The organism is Pirellulales bacterium (assembly GCA_019636345.1).
Classification (GTDB): domain Bacteria; phylum Planctomycetota; class Planctomycetia; order Pirellulales; family Lacipirellulaceae.
In genome coordinates, this window is record JAHBXQ010000003.1 from 156637 (window position 1) to 175078 (window position 18442).

11 protein-coding genes are annotated in these 18442 nt (G+C 66.2%); 7 read left to right on the forward strand and 4 right to left on the reverse strand.

Annotated elements, in window-relative coordinates; translation table 11 throughout:
• Window positions 1-74: 74 nt before the first annotated feature.
• The gene (locus KF688_08400) at window positions 75-2210 is read right to left on the reverse strand and encodes an HlyD family efflux transporter periplasmic adaptor subunit (GenBank protein MBX3425684.1); all 2136 of its coding nucleotides are present in this window, start codon (window positions 2208-2210) and stop codon (window positions 75-77) included.
• A 449-nt stretch (window positions 2211-2659) separates the two neighbouring features.
• Here KF688_08400 and infA point away from each other — a divergent pair, with 449 nt between their 5' ends.
• The 3 genes from infA (at window position 2660) to lysA (ending at window position 6362) form a co-directional block, all read left to right on the forward strand.
• Complete coding sequence (gene infA, locus KF688_08405; GenBank protein ID MBX3425685.1) at window positions 2660-2884, forward strand: translation initiation factor IF-1; 225 nt, start codon at window positions 2660-2662, stop codon at window positions 2882-2884.
• Window positions 2885-3225: 341 nt separating this feature from the next.
• Window positions 3226-4926, forward strand: coding sequence for a hypothetical protein (locus KF688_08410; protein MBX3425686.1), 1701 nt, complete (start codon window positions 3226-3228; stop codon window positions 4924-4926).
• A 155-nt stretch (window positions 4927-5081) separates the two neighbouring features.
• A complete protein-coding gene (gene lysA / locus KF688_08415) occupies window positions 5082-6362 on the forward strand; it encodes a diaminopimelate decarboxylase (protein MBX3425687.1) in 1281 nt (426 codons plus the stop codon).
• A 110-nt stretch (window positions 6363-6472) separates the two neighbouring features.
• Here lysA and KF688_08420 read toward each other — a convergent pair whose 3' ends face one another.
• Together KF688_08420 and KF688_08425 are read right to left on the reverse strand one after the other, a co-directional pair.
• The gene (locus KF688_08420; protein MBX3425688.1) at window positions 6473-7249 is read right to left on the reverse strand and encodes a hypothetical protein; all 777 of its coding nucleotides are present in this window, start codon (window positions 7247-7249) and stop codon (window positions 6473-6475) included.
• Between the two features lie 234 nt (window positions 7250-7483).
• On the reverse strand, window positions 7484-8488 hold the full coding sequence (locus KF688_08425; protein MBX3425689.1) for an NADPH:quinone reductase: 1005 nt from the start codon (window positions 8486-8488) through the stop codon (window positions 7484-7486).
• A gap of 289 nt (window positions 8489-8777) precedes the next feature.
• Between KF688_08425 and KF688_08430 the strand changes: the two genes are divergently transcribed.
• The 3 genes from KF688_08430 to KF688_08440 all read left to right on the forward strand — a co-directional run bounded on the left by KF688_08430 (window position 8778) and on the right by KF688_08440 (window position 12664).
• A complete protein-coding gene (locus KF688_08430; protein MBX3425690.1) occupies window positions 8778-10325 on the forward strand; it encodes a DUF697 domain-containing protein in 1548 nt (515 codons plus the stop codon).
• Window positions 10326-10441: 116 nt separating this feature from the next.
• Window positions 10442-11248, forward strand: a complete 807-nt coding sequence (locus tag KF688_08435) for a hypothetical protein (protein MBX3425691.1) — start codon at window positions 10442-10444, stop codon at window positions 11246-11248.
• A gap of 60 nt (window positions 11249-11308) precedes the next feature.
• A complete protein-coding gene (locus tag KF688_08440) occupies window positions 11309-12664 on the forward strand; it encodes a GTP-binding protein (GenBank protein ID MBX3425692.1) in 1356 nt (451 codons plus the stop codon).
• 60 nt (window positions 12665-12724) lie between these two features.
• On the opposite strand, the gene KF688_08445 is transcribed toward KF688_08440, so the two are convergent.
• The gene (locus tag KF688_08445; protein ID MBX3425693.1) at window positions 12725-15787 is read right to left on the reverse strand and encodes a hypothetical protein; all 3063 of its coding nucleotides are present in this window, start codon (window positions 15785-15787) and stop codon (window positions 12725-12727) included.
• Window positions 15788-16224: 437 nt separating this feature from the next.
• On the opposite strand from KF688_08445, the gene KF688_08450 reads away from it, so the two are divergent.
• Complete coding sequence (locus KF688_08450) at window positions 16225-18423, forward strand: MMPL family transporter (GenBank protein MBX3425694.1); 2199 nt, start codon at window positions 16225-16227, stop codon at window positions 18421-18423.
• Window positions 18424-18442 lie beyond the last annotated feature (19 nt).

Genomic DNA, 18442 nt, shown 5'->3' on the forward strand with positions numbered 1-18442 from the left:
GACCACGGATGACGCGGATCCCGAGCGATCCGTACCGTCGGCGGTCGCTCGGGACCGAAGTCGCCGCGGCCCAACTATATCCGGAACAAGATCCGCGACTGGACGAACTCCCACAGTTCGTGGAACCACACGTAACCGATCGGCGCCCGGCCGCAGCGGATCTTCGCCTTCACGTCGGCCGCCACCTTCAGGTCGCGGGCCGGGTCGGCCACGATCTGCTTGAGCTGCTCTTGATCGAACTCGACGTCCATCCGGACCGTGTTCCCTTTGTCTCCCTCGACCTCGGCGTTGGCGTGGATCGTGGTGACGCGGCCGACGAGTTTCTGATCGACGTTGGTCGCCAGGATGAACGTGACTTCCAATTGGGCCTGGGAATCCTGACGGAGCAACTCGTCGAGTTGCGCCGTCACGTGCCCCATTTTCTTCTCGGGGACGTAGATTTCGAGCATCCACCCTTGCGACGGGTCGGCGATCTCCATCAGTCGATGCCCCGTGCGGACGGTTCGTCCCTGGATGAGGTCCTTGACCTTCCAGGTGACGACCTTGCCGTCGACGGGGCTGCGGATCAGCAGCTTCTCGCGCTGCGATTTGTGAAACGCGACCTGCTTGTCGAGGCCGTCGAGTTGCGTTTGCAGGACCGCCTTCTCGGCGATCAGTTGGTCGCGATCTCCGGGGCGGGCCGTCGCGGCGCTGAATTTGCGCAATTGCAGATCGACCGTGCTGATCTTCTGCAGCACGGCGTCGCGTTCCTTGTTCAGCGCGACTTCCTGTTCGTCGAGCGCGCTGCTCCGCTGCACGGCCAGCACTTCGCCCGCGGTCACCGCGTCGCCGTGGGTCTTTTTGACCTCGGTGATCATGCCGTCGAGCTCGGCGAACACGTTGCGGCGTCGCTCGGGGAGCAGCTTGCCGTCGGCCGTGACGGTGAAGTCGTACGGCACGAGCGTCAACGTCGCCGCCACGGCCGTCACCGCGATCGCCGCGGCGATCGTCTTGGGCAGATTGCGGGCCGCGACCAGCACGCGGCTCTTGCCGATGAGCCGCCACAGCGGCATCAGGAACAGACTCTCGTGGAACGCCGCATTGGTGAGCGCCGTGCCGCTGTGCCGGCGCACGACGTCGACCCGCTGCAACAGCCCCTCGGGCTGCCGACCGTCGACGAGCTGCTCGATCACCAGGACGCCCAGAATGTTGTCGGCCCGTTTCTTGGCGGCATCGTCGTCGTCGCCGGAGTCGTCGATCTCGCGCAACGGGAGGACGGCCAGTTGCTTGGTATGCGATTCGTCGACGTAGGCGTTGACCGCCTTCTCGACCTGCGGGGCGAGATTTTTCGTGTCGCCGGCGTACCATAGGTCCTCGCCGCTGCGGCCGACGACCCGAGCCAAGTCGCGCAACAGCCGGACGACGTTCGACCGCTTGTCGAACGTGTCCTGCCCGCTGATCGCTTCGACGACGTAGCTGCTCCCCTTGCGGAGGACGACCGTCACGCGGTCGCACCCGATGAGCCGCCGCCCTTCGTTGGCGATCGTGTAGGCGGTCTCGCGGGAGTCGAGTCGTTCGTGAACGAGCGACGTGAAGCTCTCGAGCTGCTCCCACAACGATTGCTTGCTGACGAACTGCCGCAGGCGGCGGGTCTTGAGGTACTCGCCGGCGATCTCGCACATTTGCACGAGAAAGCGGAGGTAGCCGCGCTGGGCAGTCGGCCGGGCGCCGGTCCGCTGGAAAATCTCCACCAGCCCGTCGACCCCTTTGTCGGTGCGGATGGGAGCGACCACCAGCAAGTAATCGGTGGGGTTGGCGGCGATCTGGTGCTGGTCGTCCCCCTCGCCCCCCGCGCCGGAGTGGGGCGGGGCGAGGCTCGGCTCCCCTTTCTCGGCGATTTGGGCCAGAAGCCGGGCGTGCTGCATCTGCAGCGCGGGGTCGCGAGCCAGCCCGGTCTGCTGCAGGTTCACCTGGTACTGCGGTTTGAAGCCGGCGCCTTCTTCAATCGTCCAAACGACCCCGCCGAACGCGGCCAACGCGGCAATCGATTTGTCGAGCAATCCGGCGAAAAACTCAGTCGGCTCGACCTCGCTCTTGGCCAGGTCGTCGACTTCTTGGACGAGGGACTGGATTTCCTGCTTGGCCCGGCGGATGGCGTCCTCGTCGGGCAGCCTCCCTTCGTCGGCGTACTCGTCGCTCACAGCCGGACCTCGACGGAATTCGTCAGACATGGGATCGCACGGCGCCCAAGGGCCGGGAGGAGACGAGTTGTCCCGAGGGCTGCGGCGCGGCACGGGCCGAGCGATCTCGGGGCGATAGCGGAATGAATCATTTTTCCGATGCGGGCGGAAATCGTCAAATTGTTATCTGGCAACAACTTGCACCGAATTAAGGGAGGGCCGGCAAGACCGTTGCTGCGGGCATGTTCCGGCCAAAGAGAGTGTTTCCCGCCCTGGGGGACAAGACCAATCTCGAAGTTGCCCCGTCCGGGGGGTCGAGAGGAGGGCCCGGACCGGCCGAAGCCGGCCGAAATGGCTCACGACTCGCCGTTGGACAGTGCCGCTGGGAGTGGTAGGATAGTAGGATTATCGACGACGCGCGGTCGTCGAGTGCATTTCGCCGGTCGGTGCGCGGGCGGGGTCGTTCCTTGCTCTGGCGGCGCCGCGGCTCTGAGAGATTTATGGCTAAACAAAAGGAAGAAGCCCTCGAAGTCGAGGGAGTCGTCACCCAAGCCCTGGCAAACACCCGATTTCGCGTGGAAATCGAGGGGGGGCACACCGTGACCGCCCACGTGGCCGGTCGCATGCGCAAGTACTTCATCCGCATCGTCCCCGGCGACAAGGTGCGGGTCGAATTGTCGCCCTATGATCTGACCAAAGGTCGGATCACGTTCCGCGAGCGGTAGGCGACTCGCGGCGCCGCGCGTCCGGTGCGTTCCGGTCGATCTTTGCGCCCCCGCGGGGGGCGTTCTGCGCTCGTTTCTTGGCCTCGCGGCCGTTTTTTTGGCAATACTGGCCGAGATTCTCGGCGATTGAGCGTATACATTCGTGGGTGCGAGAAGGCCGCTCCGGCGCACTTCGAGCGCCGGTCGAGCCGTCTTCAGCCGGGACGCCGGGGGGCGCGCCCGGGCTTGCTGCAGCGAGCCGCTTCGCCAGGCTGCCTGTTGCACCGGGCGAACCGTCGCGCTTGCCTTCCCGTACCCACCCTCGTTGCGGACATTCTGCCTCGTTCTAGGAGTTTTTGATCGTGATCACCTCAGTCCTTCGCACGACCGCCGCCAGCGCCGCGGTTGCCGCCGCGCTGACCGGCTCGCTCGTGAGCTCGGTTCGCACCCTTGCCGCCGAACCGATGGCGGTCGTCGCTTTCTCGGGCTACGACGCGCTGATGCAAGACGCCGATTTCATCGGCAGCCTGGGCGGGCAACCGCAGGCGTCGCAGACCATCGAGATGATGCTGCAGATGTTCACGCAGAACAAAGGCCTCGCGGGGCTCGACAAGTCGAAGCCGATCGGGGTGATCGTGCTGTCGGATCAGGGGATGATCATGCCTCTGATCTGCGTGCCGGTCACCGACGCCGCCGAACTGTTGGCCGTCGCCAAGGGCTTTGGCGTGACGACCCAAGACATGGGGGACGGGATGATTCAGATTCAGACCCCCAGCATGCCGCTGTTCGGCAAGGAGTCGGGGGGGTGGCTGCACCTGTCGATCGCGCCGACCGCCGTCACGGCGGCCCCGGCGAACGTCGCCGCGATGCTGACCGATTTGACCCAGGAGTACGACCTCGCCGCGCGGGTGTTCGTGCAGAACGTCCCCGAGGCGTATCGCCAGCAAGGGATCGAGATCATCTCGCAAGCGGCCCAACAGGGCTTGCAGAAGCAAGCCGGGGAGAGCGACGACGACTACGCCGCTCGTGAAAAGCAAGTGGAGGACGGACTCGCCCAACTTCGCGAGGCTTTGGCCCAGCTTGACCAACTGACGTTCGGCTTGGCGGTCGATTCGAAGCAAGCTCGAGCGATCATCGACGGCAGCGGGACGGCTCTGCCCGGGACGAAGCTGGCCGAGGAGTTCGCCAAGGCCGAGAAGTCGACGACCAATTTCGCGGGGTTCTTCGAGCCTGAGGCGGCGATGACGTTGTGTCTGGCGGCCGAGGCGGCCGAGAGCGATCTGGCTCAGATGGAGCAGCAGTTCGCCGCCGCGCGCAAGGAGGCGTACAAAGAGATCGACAAGAACGACAAGCTCTCCGACGAGGGGAAGACGACGATCAAGTCGGCGCTCGACGACATCCTGGCGGCGATTGAAGCGACGGCGAAGGCCGGGAAGTTCGACGGCGGGGCGGTGCTGAATCTCGAGGCTTCGGCGCTGACTTTCGTCGCCGGCGGCATGATCGTCGAGCCGGCCAAGATCGAGTCGGCCCTGAAGAAGATCGTCGAAGTCGCCGAGAAAGAGGGCAAAGGCGACATGCCGAAAGTGTCTTGGAACGCCCAGCAGGTCGGGGGACACGCCTTCCACACGCTGTCGGCCCCGGTTCCCGAACATGAAGCAGAAGCCCGCACCATGTTCGGCGAGTACGTTGAGATGGCCGTCGGAATCGGCAAGGAGTCGGTGTACTTTGCCGTCGGCAAGGACTGGCAGCAAAAGGTGAAAAGCGTCATGGACGCCTCGGCCGCCAGCCCCGGCAAGAGCGTCCCCCCGATGGAGATGACGTTCGCTCTGGGCCAGATCATGAACTTCGCCAAGACCGTGGCCGAGGACGACGTCAAACCGATGCTCGAGCAAATTTCGCTGATGATCGCCAACGAGACGAGCGGCCGCGACCACGTGCGGATGGTGGTCCAGCCGATCAAGAGCGGTCAGCGGATGCGGTTCGAACTCGAGGAAGGGGTCCTGCGTTCGATCGCCATGGGCGCCATGGCGGCCCAGATGCAGGCGGCCGGCGCCGGCCGTTAGGCGCCGCCCGCGACCTGCGAACCACGACGTCCCAGCGGCGGTCCTGCACGGAGCGGGACCGCCGCTTTCGCGTCCCAGCGGCAACACCTTCCAAAGTCGCACGGAGCCCTCCGTACGCTTCCGCCTTCCTCTTGAGAAACACGTCTCTCCAAGTCATGAGCGTCACTGCCGAATCGACTTCCCTGGTTGAAACCGTGGCCGGACTCGCCGTCGAGCAGATCGCCGAGCAGTTCGGCACCCCCGTGTACGTGTACGATGCGGCGGTGATCGCCGAGCGGTGCGCGGATCTGGCCGTATTCGACGTCGTGCGGTTCGCCCAAAAGGCGTGCTCGAACATTGCGGTGCTCGATCTCGTGCGGCGAAACGGAGTGGTCGTCGATGCGGTGAGCGCCGGCGAGATCCACCGCGCCATCCTCGCCGGGTACAAGCCCGGCCCCGGCGAACCGCCGCAGATCGTCTACACGGCCGACATCTTCGATCGCGAGGCGCTCGACATGGTCGCGCGGCTCGACGTGCCGGTGAACTGCGGCTCGCCCGACATGATCGATCAGTACGGCGAGCGTTGCCCCGGGCGGGGGATCACGCTCCGCATCAATCCCGGCTTCGGCCACGGGCACAGTCAGAAGACCAACACCGGCGGGCAGCAGTCGAAGCACGGCATCTGGCACGAGCAACTCGGCGAATGCGTCGACCGTGCCGCCAGGGTCGGCCTGTCGATCACGGGACTGCATATGCACATCGGCTCGGGGACCGACCTGTCGCATCTCAGCCAGGTGTGCGGCGCCATGGAAGCGGCGGCCCGTTCGGTCGGCGATTCGGTCCGCACAATCAGCGCCGGCGGCGGACTCTCGACTCCCTATCGCGCCGGCGACAAACGCGTCGACGTCGCTGCGTACTATGAACTGTGGAACGCCACGCGCACCAAGCTGGCCGAGGCGTTCGGCCATGCCGTGAGTCTTGAACTGGAACCGGGACGATATCTCTCCGCGGAGAGCGGCAGTCTGATCGCCGAAATCCGGGCCGTGAAGCGGATGGGGACGAACACCTTCTATGTCGTCGATGCGGGGTTCAACAACCTGGCCCGGCCGATCCTGTACGGGGCGTATCATCCGATGGCGATTTGTCCGCGGGGAGGCCCGCGCGGATCGCAGATCTCGACGCACCCGGTGATCATCGGCGGCCCGCTGTGCGAGTCGGGCGACATCTTCACGCAGGAAGAAGGGGGGTTCGTCGCCGCTCGCGAACTGCCGAAGGCCGAGGTCGGCGACTATCTGGTCATCGGCTGCGCCGGCGCCTACGGCGCCGTGATGGGGAGCAACTACAACAGCAAGCCCCTGGCGGCCGAGGTGCTGGTCGAGGAGGGCGTCGCGCACCTGGTCCGCGAGCGGCAGTCGCTGGAGGACCTGACGCGCGGGGAACGCATTCCCCGGCGGTAGTCCGTCTCTGCTGCGAACTCGCTTGACGGAGCCTTTCCCCTCTCCCAGCCCACCCCGCAAGGGAGGGAGCCGGAGCGGATGGAATGCAAACAGCGATCCGCGCGTCTTCCTTATTGCCCGGCCGGTTCGGCGGTAGCCGACTCCTCAGCGCGGGATTCGACAGGCGCTTCCCACGTCGCGCGAATCGCGGCGAATCCCTGCGGGTCGTGCTTCTCCAACTCTCTGCGCACGAAGGGGAAGAAGTCGTTTTTGCCGTAGTAAGCTTCGCTGAGTTCGGCGAAGTACTCTTTGTCGTTGGTCGTCGCGTACGCCTTCTGCGTGCCGCCGGCGACATAGGGGACGCGGTCGTACAGGCCGCGGTCCATGGCGTTGCGATACGCGGCGGCGATCTCCGCATGGTCCTCGCCCAGCACGCGGAAGTGCCAAGCGTGGGCCAACTCGTGGAGCACCATGCACGGTTGCGCGGCGGCCGACCACTCGACGAAGTTGCGGGCGTTGGCGATCTCGACGCCCCCCGTCTTGGCGGGATTGTAGCCGTTCTCCGTAAGCCATCTTCGCGAGACGTGGTACTCGGCGCCTCCGCGCTCTTTGGCGTTGAGCTCGACCCAAATCTGAACCTTGCGCAGCTCGACCAGCGCGTGCTCGGGCAGAACCTTCACGATCTCGGTCAGCTGCCGCTTGAGTTCCCGACGAGTCTTGGTCGCCAGTTCGGCGTCGGCGTCAACGTCGCGGTGGACGAGGACTGAGAAACCCGCGCTGGTTTCGCTCGCGTACTCGGAGAGGGGGGCGTAAGCCTCGCTGCGAGTCGGATTCGCGACGAGCCAGAGCGCCGCCAGTGACAGATTCAGCGCGACTCGAAATGTCGCGTACGACTTCGTGCTGGTCATCGGCCGAGCTTCGTCTCAAGACTCAAGGAATGAGCCGCGAGGCGATAGCGCCGGGCCCTTTGGATTATCGTCGAATCGTTTCACTTCACACGCGGCTAGCGCGGCTTTGCTCGTCGTGTGGGACAGAGCCTCGTGCTTTGACGCAGGCTTGGTTTCGGACTGGCATGTGCGAAACGCGTTCTTCGAGCCCGGCCTGCTGAGCGTCCGGGAGGAACGTGTCTTGGCGAGACGGGACTACGACAGTTTCACCAGCAACTTGCCGCCGACGGGGTGCTTTCCTAACACGGTGCTGTTGTGTTGCAGGTCGTGGAGCAAGGCGGTTTCCTCAAGGGGCGCGACGCGATCGATCGGCGTACGAAGTTTGCCGGCGGCCAAGAGGTCGTTGACTCGCGCTGCGGCGCGGGCCTGCGTCTCGGGGTCGCACAGGAACATCACGAATCCCAGCAGCCGGCAGCACTTCACGTAGAACGGACCGATCGGCAGCACCGGCCGGGCGTCGCGGCCGGCCATGACCACGATTCGGCCGCGCTGGGCCAGCGCGTTCACCGCCAGTTCGAGTTGCGGTTCGCGACAGGTTTCCCACCACACGTTCACGCCGCCGGGGGCCCAGTCGGCGATTGACGCCGCGACGTGGTTGTGGTCCTGGTGCAGGTAGTCGACCGTCGTTTCGGCGCCAAGCTCGCGGCAGCGACCGCATTTCTCCGGCCCCCCGGCGACGGCCAGCACGCGCGCCCCGGCCGCGGCGGCCATTTGAACGACCATCGACCCGACCGCTCCGCCGCCGCCGTGGACGACGATTTGGTCTCTCGGTTGCAGGTTGGCTTCCTCGAACAACCCCAGGGCCGCGGTGAGTCCTACCAGCGCACTCGCTGCGGCTTGCTCGTCGCTGACCTCGTCGGGGATCGGATAGAGCCACTGCTGGTCCACGGCGGCCAGTTCGGCGAACGTCCCCTGCCGGCCGAGGAGTCCCTGGTTGGAGCCCCAGACGCGCATGCCCGGAGAGTATCGCATGACGCCGGGGCCGACCGCCTCGACGACGCCGGCCAGATCGCACCCGACGACGAAGGGGGTCGGCAGTTCCATCGCGACCATTCCGCTGCGGACGTACGTGTCGATCGGATTGACCGCGGCGTAGGTCACCCGCACAAGGACCTGCCCCGGCCCAGGCTGCGGGTCGGGAAGGTCGCCGATGGTGATGTTTTCGACGGGGCCAGGAGCGGTGATATAAGCGGCGCGCATGGTATTGCCTCACGCAGGAGAGCCACGGATGACGCAGATTACTTGGGATACGACTATTGGCCACAAAAGAGACAGGAAGCACAAGAGGGGATTTTCATTGCGCCCCGCGGTCCTAGGACGATCGGTCCTTCGTGAGGTCATCTCGCGCCTTGGAGCGATCTGTTCCGGATGACGGCGTACGAGTTGCCGTCGCCCGTTTGTGTCTTCAGCGATTTTCGGCCAATCGCCTCTGCGAAATCTGGGTTCTCCGTGGTTAAACACTCGCCAAGTCGGCAGCTATACTGGTCGCATGAGTTTTCTCCCCCGCAAGCTTGGCCTCGTTCTGCTGGCGTTCGCCGCCGGGTGGGCTTACGCGGCGGTGGCGTGGTTCCCGACGATCGTCGACATCTACCAGCGGGTTCACGCCCAGCAGCCGTGGCTGGCGTACAGTTATCTGTCGGTCGTCGGCGCCGGGGGACTGACCCTCGCGGGGCTGACCGTCGGGATCATCGCCCACCTGTGGAAAAACTCCGCGGCGAAGGCCAAGAACGAGGCCCGCCGCAGCCGCGACCCGAGCGCCTTGTCGACCGGCGAGCGTCGCGACGAAATCGCCGACAATCTGGCTGCGGGGCGAGATTTTGCCGAGAGCGAGCACGCCGACCCGGCCGTGCGAACCAAGTTGCGCGAGGCGATTGTCGAACTGGAGTCGAAGCAATCGGCCCAACGGCTGGAGATTGCCGCATTCGGCACGATCTCCAGCGGCAAGAGCACGCTGCTGAACGCGCTCGCCGGGCGCGATGCGTTCAGCACCAACGTCGTCGGCGGGACGACGACGATGCGCAGCGAGCTTCCCTGGCCGGGCGCCGACCGCGTGACGCTGGTCGACACGCCGGGGCTGGCCGAAGTGCGCGGCGAAGCCCGCGCCGCCGAGGCGGCTGCGGTCGCTCAGAACGCCGACCTCGTGCTCTTGGTGGTCGACGGGCCGCTCAAGGCGTACGAGGTCGAGTTGGCCGAGGCGCTGCTTGCGATGGAGAAGCGGCTCATCGTCTGCCTCAACAAAGAGGACTGGTACGACGCACGGCAAGAGAGCGAGCTTACCGCGCAAATCGCCGAGCAGCTGCCGGGCGTCGCCCGCGAGGACGTCGTCGCGGTGCGCGCCGGGGCGACGCAGCGGCCGCAGGTGCGCGTGCTGGCTGACGGTTGCGAGGAGACGGTTCTGGTCGACGTGCCGCCGAACGTCGAGCCGCTCGCCCGGCGGATGCTGGCCGTGGTGAAGCGGGACGGCGGCGATCTGCTGCTCGCCAACCTGCTGTTGCAGTCGCGGGGGATGGTCGACGAGGCGAAGCGGCAGGTGCGCGCCCGGCTCGACGAGCGGGCCGAGGAGATCGTCAGTCGGTCCATGTGGGTCGCGGGGGGGGCGGCGGGGATCAACCCGATTCCGCTGTTGGACTTGGCCGGCGGGAGCGCGATCACGCTCAAGATGGTCCTCGATCTGGCCAAGGTCTACCAGCAACCGCTCGACGTCGACTTGGCGGCGAAGATGCTCGAGGGGCTCAGCAAGAACCTGATCGCCATGGTCGGCGCCACGGCCGCGACCCCGGCGTTGGCCGGGCTGGTGGGCTCGCTGCTGAAGACGGTCCCGGGGATCGGCACGCTCGCCGGCGGGCTGGTGCAGGGACTCGTCCAGGCGCTGGTCACCAAGTGGATCGGCCGAGTTTTCATCGCGTACCTGCAAAACGAAATGAAACCGCCCGAGGGAGGCCTCGCCGAAACGGCCCGCCGCGAATGGAGCCGCGTGACGACGCCCGAGGAGCTCAAGAAGCTGATCCACCTGGGGCGGAGCATGCTGCGGGGGTGAAGTGCGTTTGTTTCACCATGGAGGCGCGGAAGACGCCGGGAAGCGAGAGGACGGAACGACGCGAGATGCAAAAGTCCGACGCAACTACCGCTGACGCCAGCCCCGCGCGCCTACACGTGCTTCTGGCTCGCGATGCGCCGATCGGGCTGGTAATCAGGCGCGGACCCTCGAAGCAGGTCGCCACAATCCTGTGGGACCGCAAGCATGATCGCTTTCAACTGGGACAGTGGATGAAGGGGCGCATCTACGAAGACCGATGCGATATCTCGCCCGATGGCCGGCACTTCGTCTACTTCGCCATGAACGGCCGCTGGAAGTCCGAAACCAGGGGTTCATGGACGGCAATCTCGGGGGTTCCCTACCTCAAGGCACTTTCGCTTTACCCGCAAGGCGATACGTATGGAGGCGGGGGCTTGTGGCTCGACGATCGCGCCGTTTGGTTGAATGCTTGCCCGACGAGCGCGCCGCTGCGCGAGTCGACGGCTTTCCGCCGCACAACGTCCAATGCGTTCGCTGAATACTGTCGCCCGCACTGGCCGGGGCATTACGAGGTACGGCTCTTGCGAGACGGCTGGCGACGTACCGACCGTTCGTTGAGCGGCGATCCTCGGTCCACGGTCGTCTTCGAAAAAGTCGTCGACCGGCGCTGGCGATTGCGCAAGTACGAAAGCCCCGTCGTCGCCGCCGACGGAAAGGCGCCAAAGCCCTGTTTCTGGGAGTTGCATCGGCTTGTTCACGAACGATCGGGGGTTGTCGTCGATTGTCCGGATTGGGAATGGGCCGACATGGATTGCTCCCGTCTCGTGTGGGCCGCCGACGGAAAGCTGTTCACCGGAACTCCAACCCTCGATGGCCTGCAAGACATCCGCGAGCTTTACAATTTCAACGGCATGGCGTTTATCCAGGTCACAGCTCCGTACTGAACCTCCCGGCCTAGTTGCCTCCGTACCCTCTCTGTCTCCGTGGTGAAATGACGCCTCCCCATGACCGAAGCAACCGTCAACACGTCATCCCCACTCGCCGACGCCGACTACGACGCCTCGCTCGCGGCGATTCGGCGGGCCGTGCGGGAGTTCGAGGGGTGTCGGCCCGCGGAGCTTGAGGTGCTCGCCCGCGATCTCGATCAACTCGCTCGGATGAGCGAGAAGCTGGCTGCGGGGCGGGTCGAGATCGCCGTGTTCGGCGAGATCAGCACCGGCAAGAGCGCCGTGATCAACGCCCTGCTCGGCGAGCAGCGGGCCGCAGTGAACGTCCGCGGCGGGTGGACCAAGGACGTGTGGCACGCTTCGTGGACCTCGGCCGGGTATGCCCTGCCTGGGTTCGGGGCGTCGGAGGTCGTGCTCGTCGACACGCCGGGCCTCAACGAGGTCGACGGCGCCCAACGGGGCGAGATGGCGACGGCCGCGGCCGAGCGGGCCGACTTGGTGCTGTTCGTCGCCGACAGCGATCTCAACGAGGTCGAGTACCGGGCGCTCGTCGAGCTCGCCGCGAGCAACAAGCCGCTCATTTTCGTGCTGAACAAGAGCGACCTGTACCGCCCGCAGGAGCTTGAGGACTTGCTGACCCAGTTCCGCGGTCCGCGGCTCGCCGGGGTCGTCGCCCCGGACAACATCGTCGTCGTTGCGGCCGATCCGCGCGAAGTCGAGTACGTGATCGAGGCGGCCAACGGGTCGACGCGCTCCGAATGGCGCAAGCCCTCGCCGCGAATCGACGATCTGCGGCTGCGGGTCCTGGAGATGCTCGAGGCCGACGGCAAGAGCCTTGTGGCGCTCAACGCAGCGATGTTCGCCGCCGACAAGGGGGATCGCATGCGGGCCCTGCGCGTGCGACTGCGCGAGGACGAGGCGAACCGGGTCGTGTGGAGCTTCGCCGTCACCAAGTCGCTGGCCGTGGCGATCAACCCGGTGGCGGTCGCCGACGTGCTGGGGGGGATGGCGGTCGACGCGGCGATGATCGTCACGCTGGGGCGGATCTACGGCATCCCCGTCAGCCGCACGAACGCCCAGTCGCTGGCGTTATCGATCGCCAAGAGCGCGGGGCTGGTGACGGTGTTCGAGGCGGTCGTCAGTTGGGCGAGCAGTGCGATGAAAGCCCTCACCGGCGGGTTGAGCACGGCGCTTTCGCACGTCCCGCAGGGCGCTGCGGCAGGGTACGGCAGTTACATCGTCGGGCAGGCCGCGCGGTACTACTTCCAGCACGGCGCCAGTTGGGGGAACGAATCGCCGAAGCAAGTCGTCAGCCAGATCCTGGCGAACACCGACAAGAAGTCGGTCATCGAACAGCTCAAGGCGGAGATCCGCAAGAAGATCGCCCGCAACGTCCATGCGGACGAGCCGTGAGGCGGAGACGTCGCTCCGCGAGGTCCGCTGAAGACGCGGAGTGCGCCGCGCCGGCGAGGGTTACTCGAGGCCGAACGCCCCGGCCGGCGGGACGTCGATGCCGGTTTCGCGCGTGAGGCGCAGGTTCGGCAGGAACCGCGGTTCAAGCAGGAACGACACGCCGACGTTGTTCTTCGAGTTGTCGACGTTGAAGCCCATGGTGAACAGCATCGATTCGCCGATGCGGGTCAGGGCGAGCGTTTGGCCGATGTTGCCGGCGGTCGACAGGTCGAAGGTCGCCGAGGCGGAAGAGATCCACTTCTCGCTCAGCCGGTAGTTGTAGCTGCCCAACAGCACGTTGCTGTTGATCGGGCCGTTGATCGTGCGGACGCCGATGTAGCCGTTGCCGCGGCTGGGACGGTTGATGACGATCCCTCCCGAGGCGGTCGCAAGTCCGCTGCCGAAGAAGTCGGCGGCGCCGTCGCTGACGACCGTGAACCGGTCGCCCAAATGCCACCGCAGGTCGTAGTCGAACAGGCCGAACTCCTGACCGAAGTTGTCGCGGTTCGCGTCGGGAAAGAGCGACACGTTCATGTCGAGCGTGAGCCAGTCGACGATATGTTGTCGCCCGGGGCCGCCTCGTTTGGTCTGCCAGCGGTTGCGCATTCCCAGTCGGGCGACCATGAGGTCGTCGACCATTTCGGTCGAGGGGGAGGTCACCCACCCCTGCAGTCCCGAGCGAATCGCGTAGAGTCGCGGGTCGAACTTGGGGTCGCTGATGCTGGGCGGAAGCGTTCCGTCGAAAATCCGTCGCCGGAATTCGTACAGCGAAATGTCGTCGAGCGGGTCGTACAACGGCAATTGGTCGAAGTTCTGGTTCGCGTCGGCGTACGACAACTCCGCGTCGAACACGACCTTGTGAGCCAAGCCGTTGAGATTGAACAGCGTATCGCGGTACTCGGGGAATACGGCCCACATCGGCACGCTCGCACGGACGCCGGCGTGGACGTAGGCTCTGTCGAGCGAGTTGCCGGTCAGGTCCTCGCCCCAGTGGGCGAACTCGCCGAGCGCAAACGGAACGACTTTGACGACCCCCAGTTGCACCGGCAGGTCGAACTCCTGCCGCGTGGCGGCCCGCACGCCGCGCGCGTTGCCTTCCCAGGGGAACAGCGAGAACTGGCTGGCAAGGGTCGGATCGGTCGGCGTCGAGGCGGTGCGGTGGTCGAGATACGCGACGTGCGAGTGCTCGAACCACGTCAGCCGGTCATCCAACAGCGACGCCCCTAGCCAGTAGTGGTCGAGCCGCGGCAGCTCCTGCGTTTCGGTGAAGAAGTCGTTCACCCGCGCGTTGGCCGAGAGGGCCCACTCGCGGTTGTCGTCGAGCCGTTTGAGCCGGACCCCGGTCCGCGGCGACTTCAGCTCGTCCCACTCGCGCTCGTAGTACTGTTCGAGGAACGTGCGGTCGGAGATCCAGCCGCTCTCGGCGGTCAGTTCCCAACCGTTTTCCAGCCGCTGGCGGTGTTGGCCAAAGAGGCGGAAGCGGAAGTTCTCCTCAGGGTTGATCGTGCGGCGTCCCAGACCGAGGTTGTCGACGCCGCTGTCGCGAATGGCCCAGGCGTCCCATAACCCCCTCGCGGGGCCGTCGAGTCCCAGGAAGCCGTTGCGGTTGTACGAGAAGTCGGTCCCGAACCCGAGACCTCGATCGCTGAGATAATCGGTGCTGAGCCCCCAGTCGGTGCCGGCGGGGGCGTTGCGCATGCCGAACAACTGGTACGCGTCGTAATCGACTTGCACCTGCGTGCCGAAGACGTTGTCGTTGCCCAAGCGGACTCGATCGATGACGAACGACGGCTCTTCGAGGTCGGTCGTCACCCGCGGCCAGTAAAATACGGGGATGCCGCGGAGATAGACCGCGTTGCCGTAGCTTTCGGCGACCTGTTTATGATCGACCACGGCATCGCCGGTGAAGGGATCGACCAGCGGGGCCCCGGTCGCGGGGTCGACGACCGTTTTCTGAACGTCCTCGAAGACGATCTCCTTCGCGCCGATCGCGTAGGAGGGTTCCTCGAGGCGGCTGGTGGTGACGATCGCGTTGGTCGCGGCGAAGCGCGATTCGTCAAGCTGCCGGACCGCCGCGGCCTTGAGCCGCACGAGCCCGGGGTACTCGAATCCTCCCAGGTTGGGCAGCGGCGTGAGGACCTCGGCGTTCAAGATCACGCCGATCTGCCGGCGAACGTCGTAGTACATGCGGTCGGCGTAGACGACGCGGTCCCCCTGGCGGAACTCGATGTTCCCTTCCATGTAGATTTCCAGCGGGGCGTCTTGCGTCTGCAACCCGGCGCCTCCCGGGCCGCCGCTCACCCCCGAGGCGAACACGACCGCCCGATCGGTGGACAGGTCGATGACCCCCAGCGGGCCAAGGTTCGCCGGCAAGCCCTCGGCGGCGACTCCCTCGATCAGCAGTCGCACCCCGCCGGAGAGCACCATCGCGTTCTCGCCCGCGGGGCCCGGTTTCCATTCGAGGTTGAACGGCAGGTCGCTGCGGGGGAAGAGTTGAAACCGCCGCACCCCCGGCGGAAGCTGCTGCGCCGTTGCGGGGACGGGCGTGAATTCGGTGAACTGGGCGAGCAAGAGTTGTTGCCGACGCTGGGGATCGAACTGCTCGAGGCCGCGCGAGTAAATCTCCGGCTTGATCTGCGGTTCGGGGGCCGGCTCGGGCAAACTTAGCTTCAGCGGTGCGGTCGTCGCGAAGCGTTCGAACCACGTCGAGCCTTGCTGACGACCGAGCAGGCCTCCCTTTGCGGCGTCTTCCGGACGACGTTGGAAGTCGACCGTCAGCGGCGCCCCTTCGACGCTTTCAAAGTACGCGATCACTTTCGTCGGCTCGCCGAGGGACTTGCCGGGGGCGATCCACAACACCGCTTCGGAGCCGCGGGCGTAGGTGAGACCCTGGTTCAAATAGACGTGCCCGCGCAAACGATAGACGTCATAGATCCCCTGGCGCCAGCGCTCGCAGTAGTCCGCGGCGATCGTGATCGGTTCAGCGACGTCGACGCCTGGGGCCGCGATGTCCGCGGCGCGCGATAGCGGCTCGACCGTCTGCCACGCGCACGTCGCCGCAACCGCGACGAGCGCCAGCCGCATCCATCGCACCAGCGCGCACGCGCGGCGCTGGCGCTCGCGGCAGCGCGCAACGGCACGGCGTCGAAGTGGCGGCAGAGGTTTCAGCGACTCACCTTCCTGGCGAGGGTCCGCCCGGCGGCAAACGCCGCGCAAACCGGGGGCGATCCGACCGTTCTGGTCATCCGAAAGACAAGCGTGACGGGGACTTGCGCATTTTGGGCCCGGACAAAGGCGGCGAAGTATAGGGGCCGGCCGCGTCGGGGGTCAACATGCTTTGGCCCGGGGGCGAGGTTCCGCAATCCCATGCCTGACAAGCAGTTGCGACGACGCTAGCGGTCCGTCGTCCGCTCTCCCCCCTCGCGATGCAATCGTCGACCCCCTACGCTTCACCCCGGAGAACCCTAGGCGAGCCCCTGTGGCTCGCCCCTCGCCGCCGTCAGATCACACGCGATTTGCCCATGTCTCCCCTCATGTTCCGCCGCGTCTTGGGCGCCATGATCCGTTGGCGGTGGGCGTTGTTGGTTCTGGCTGCGGCGCTGGGGCTCGTCGGAGCGATCGTAGGAAGCCGGCTGACGCTCGATCGGTCGATCGAGAAGATGTTTCAAGCCGACGACCCGCTGCTCGTTCCGTTCGAGCGAATGAAGCGCACGTTCGGCGAGCACGAAATCGTGATGGCGCTCTACGCCGACCCCGAGCTGGCAAGCGAAGCGGGGCTGGCTCGCGTCGAGCGACTCGCCGCGCGGATGCGCGAGGTCCCCGGCGTCGTCGCAGTCGTCTCGCTGCTCGAGCCGCCGGGGGCGAGCGACTTTGCCGACGCGGGGCGCGGAGCGCGGTTTCGCGACATGTTCGCCGGGTACACGCACAATGCGTCGCTCGACGGGGCGGGAGTGATCTGCCTGATCGAGCGTGCAGGGGTCGGCCCGACGACGCGCCGCGAGACCTTGGCGCGGATGCGCTCCGCAGCGGCTGATTATGACGCCGCCGTGCTGGTGGGGGAACCGATACTTGTCGAGGAAGCGTTCGACCTGCTCGAACGCGACGGCAAGCTGCTGAACTCTTGGTGCACGGCGCTGGTGCTCGCCGTGATCTTGGCTTGCTTCCGTCGGTTGACGTGGCTCGCTCTGCCGCTGGCGACGGTGTGGTTGGCGCTCGCGTTGACCCGCGGACTGTTGGCGGCGTCGCAATTGCAGTTGAGCATGGTCAGTTCGATGCTAGGGGCGATCGTCACGGTCGTCGGCGTGGCGACCGTGGTTCACGTGATGGTCCGGTATCAGGCGTCGCGGCAGCGCGGGCTGGCGCCGCGGCGGGCCCTGCTGACGACCCTCGAACAACTTGCCGTGCCGGTGACCTTCGCCTGTCTGACCGATGCGGCCGGGTTCGGCGCTTTGATGGTCTCGCGCGTCGGCCCCGTGCACGATTTTGGGCTGATGATGGCGCTGGGCAGCTTGCTCGTGCTGCCGAGTTGTGCGCTGGCGGCGCCAAGCCTGACGTTGGCCGGCGGGGCGCGCGACGTCGTCGCCCCCCCCGCGCCCGATGCGGCGCGGGGTTGGCTCGTCACCGGGCTCGAGGCGCTGTTGGCGTGGTCGACAAGACACGCCCGGCTGCTGATCGCAGGGTTCGGAATCGCGGCGGTGTTGGCCGGTTGGGGAACCCGACGACTCGAACTGGAGACCGACTTCACGCGCAATTTTCGCGCCGGCAGTTCCATCGTCCAGGCGTACGAGTTCGTCGAGAATCGCTTCGGAGGCGCAGGCGTGTGGGACCTGATGATCCCGGCGCCAGAGCGAGTCGACGGCCGCTGGCTCGCCGAACTTGTCGACCGCGAAGCCGCTTGGCGGGCCGCGAATCCCAATCTCGGCAAGGCGATCTCGCTGGCCGATGCGCTCGCCGCAGGATTGGGCAGTTCGACTGCGCTGCGCCGTGCGCCGACATTCGCTCTGGCCGCGGGGATGCGACTGATGCGAGCCCGGATGGTCGAGTTCGTCGAGGCGATCGACAACGTCGACCCCGAGACCGGTCGCAGATGGTTGCGCGTGCTGCTCCGTTCGCCGGAGCAGCTTCCCGCGGCGGAGAAGGCCGAGTTGATCGCGCAAACGACCGCCGCGGTGCGGGCGGACTATCCCGAGGCGGAGGCGACCGGATACTACGTGCTGCTCACCCGACTGGTGGAAAGTCTCCTGGCCGACCAGTGGACGACGTTCGCCGTGGCGGCGGGGGTCGTGCTGGCGATGCTGGCGGCGGCGTTTCGCAGCGTGCCGCTCGCGCTGGCGGCGGTCGTGCCCAACATGGCGCCCTCGCTGGTGCTGTTCGGGGCGATGGGTTGGCTGGGGATTCGCGTCAACATGGGCGCCGCGATGATCGCCGCGGTCAGCGTCGGGCTGAGCGTCGACGGCAGCATCCACTACGTCATGCTGTACCAACGGCTGCGGCGGCGCGGCGCGAGCGTCTCCGCGGCGCTCGTGCAGGCCCAGGACTTGGTTGGTCGAGCGGCGACGTTCGCCACGCTTGCGCTGATCGTCGGATTCGCGGCCTTGGCGCTGAGCGACTTTGTCCCCACGGCCTATTTCGGCGTGCTGGTGAGTTTGTCGATGGTCGGCGGGCTCGTGGGGAACCTCACGGTGCTGCCGATGTTGATCGCGGCGCTTTCCGAGGACTGACGCCCTTGGTTCGGAGGGA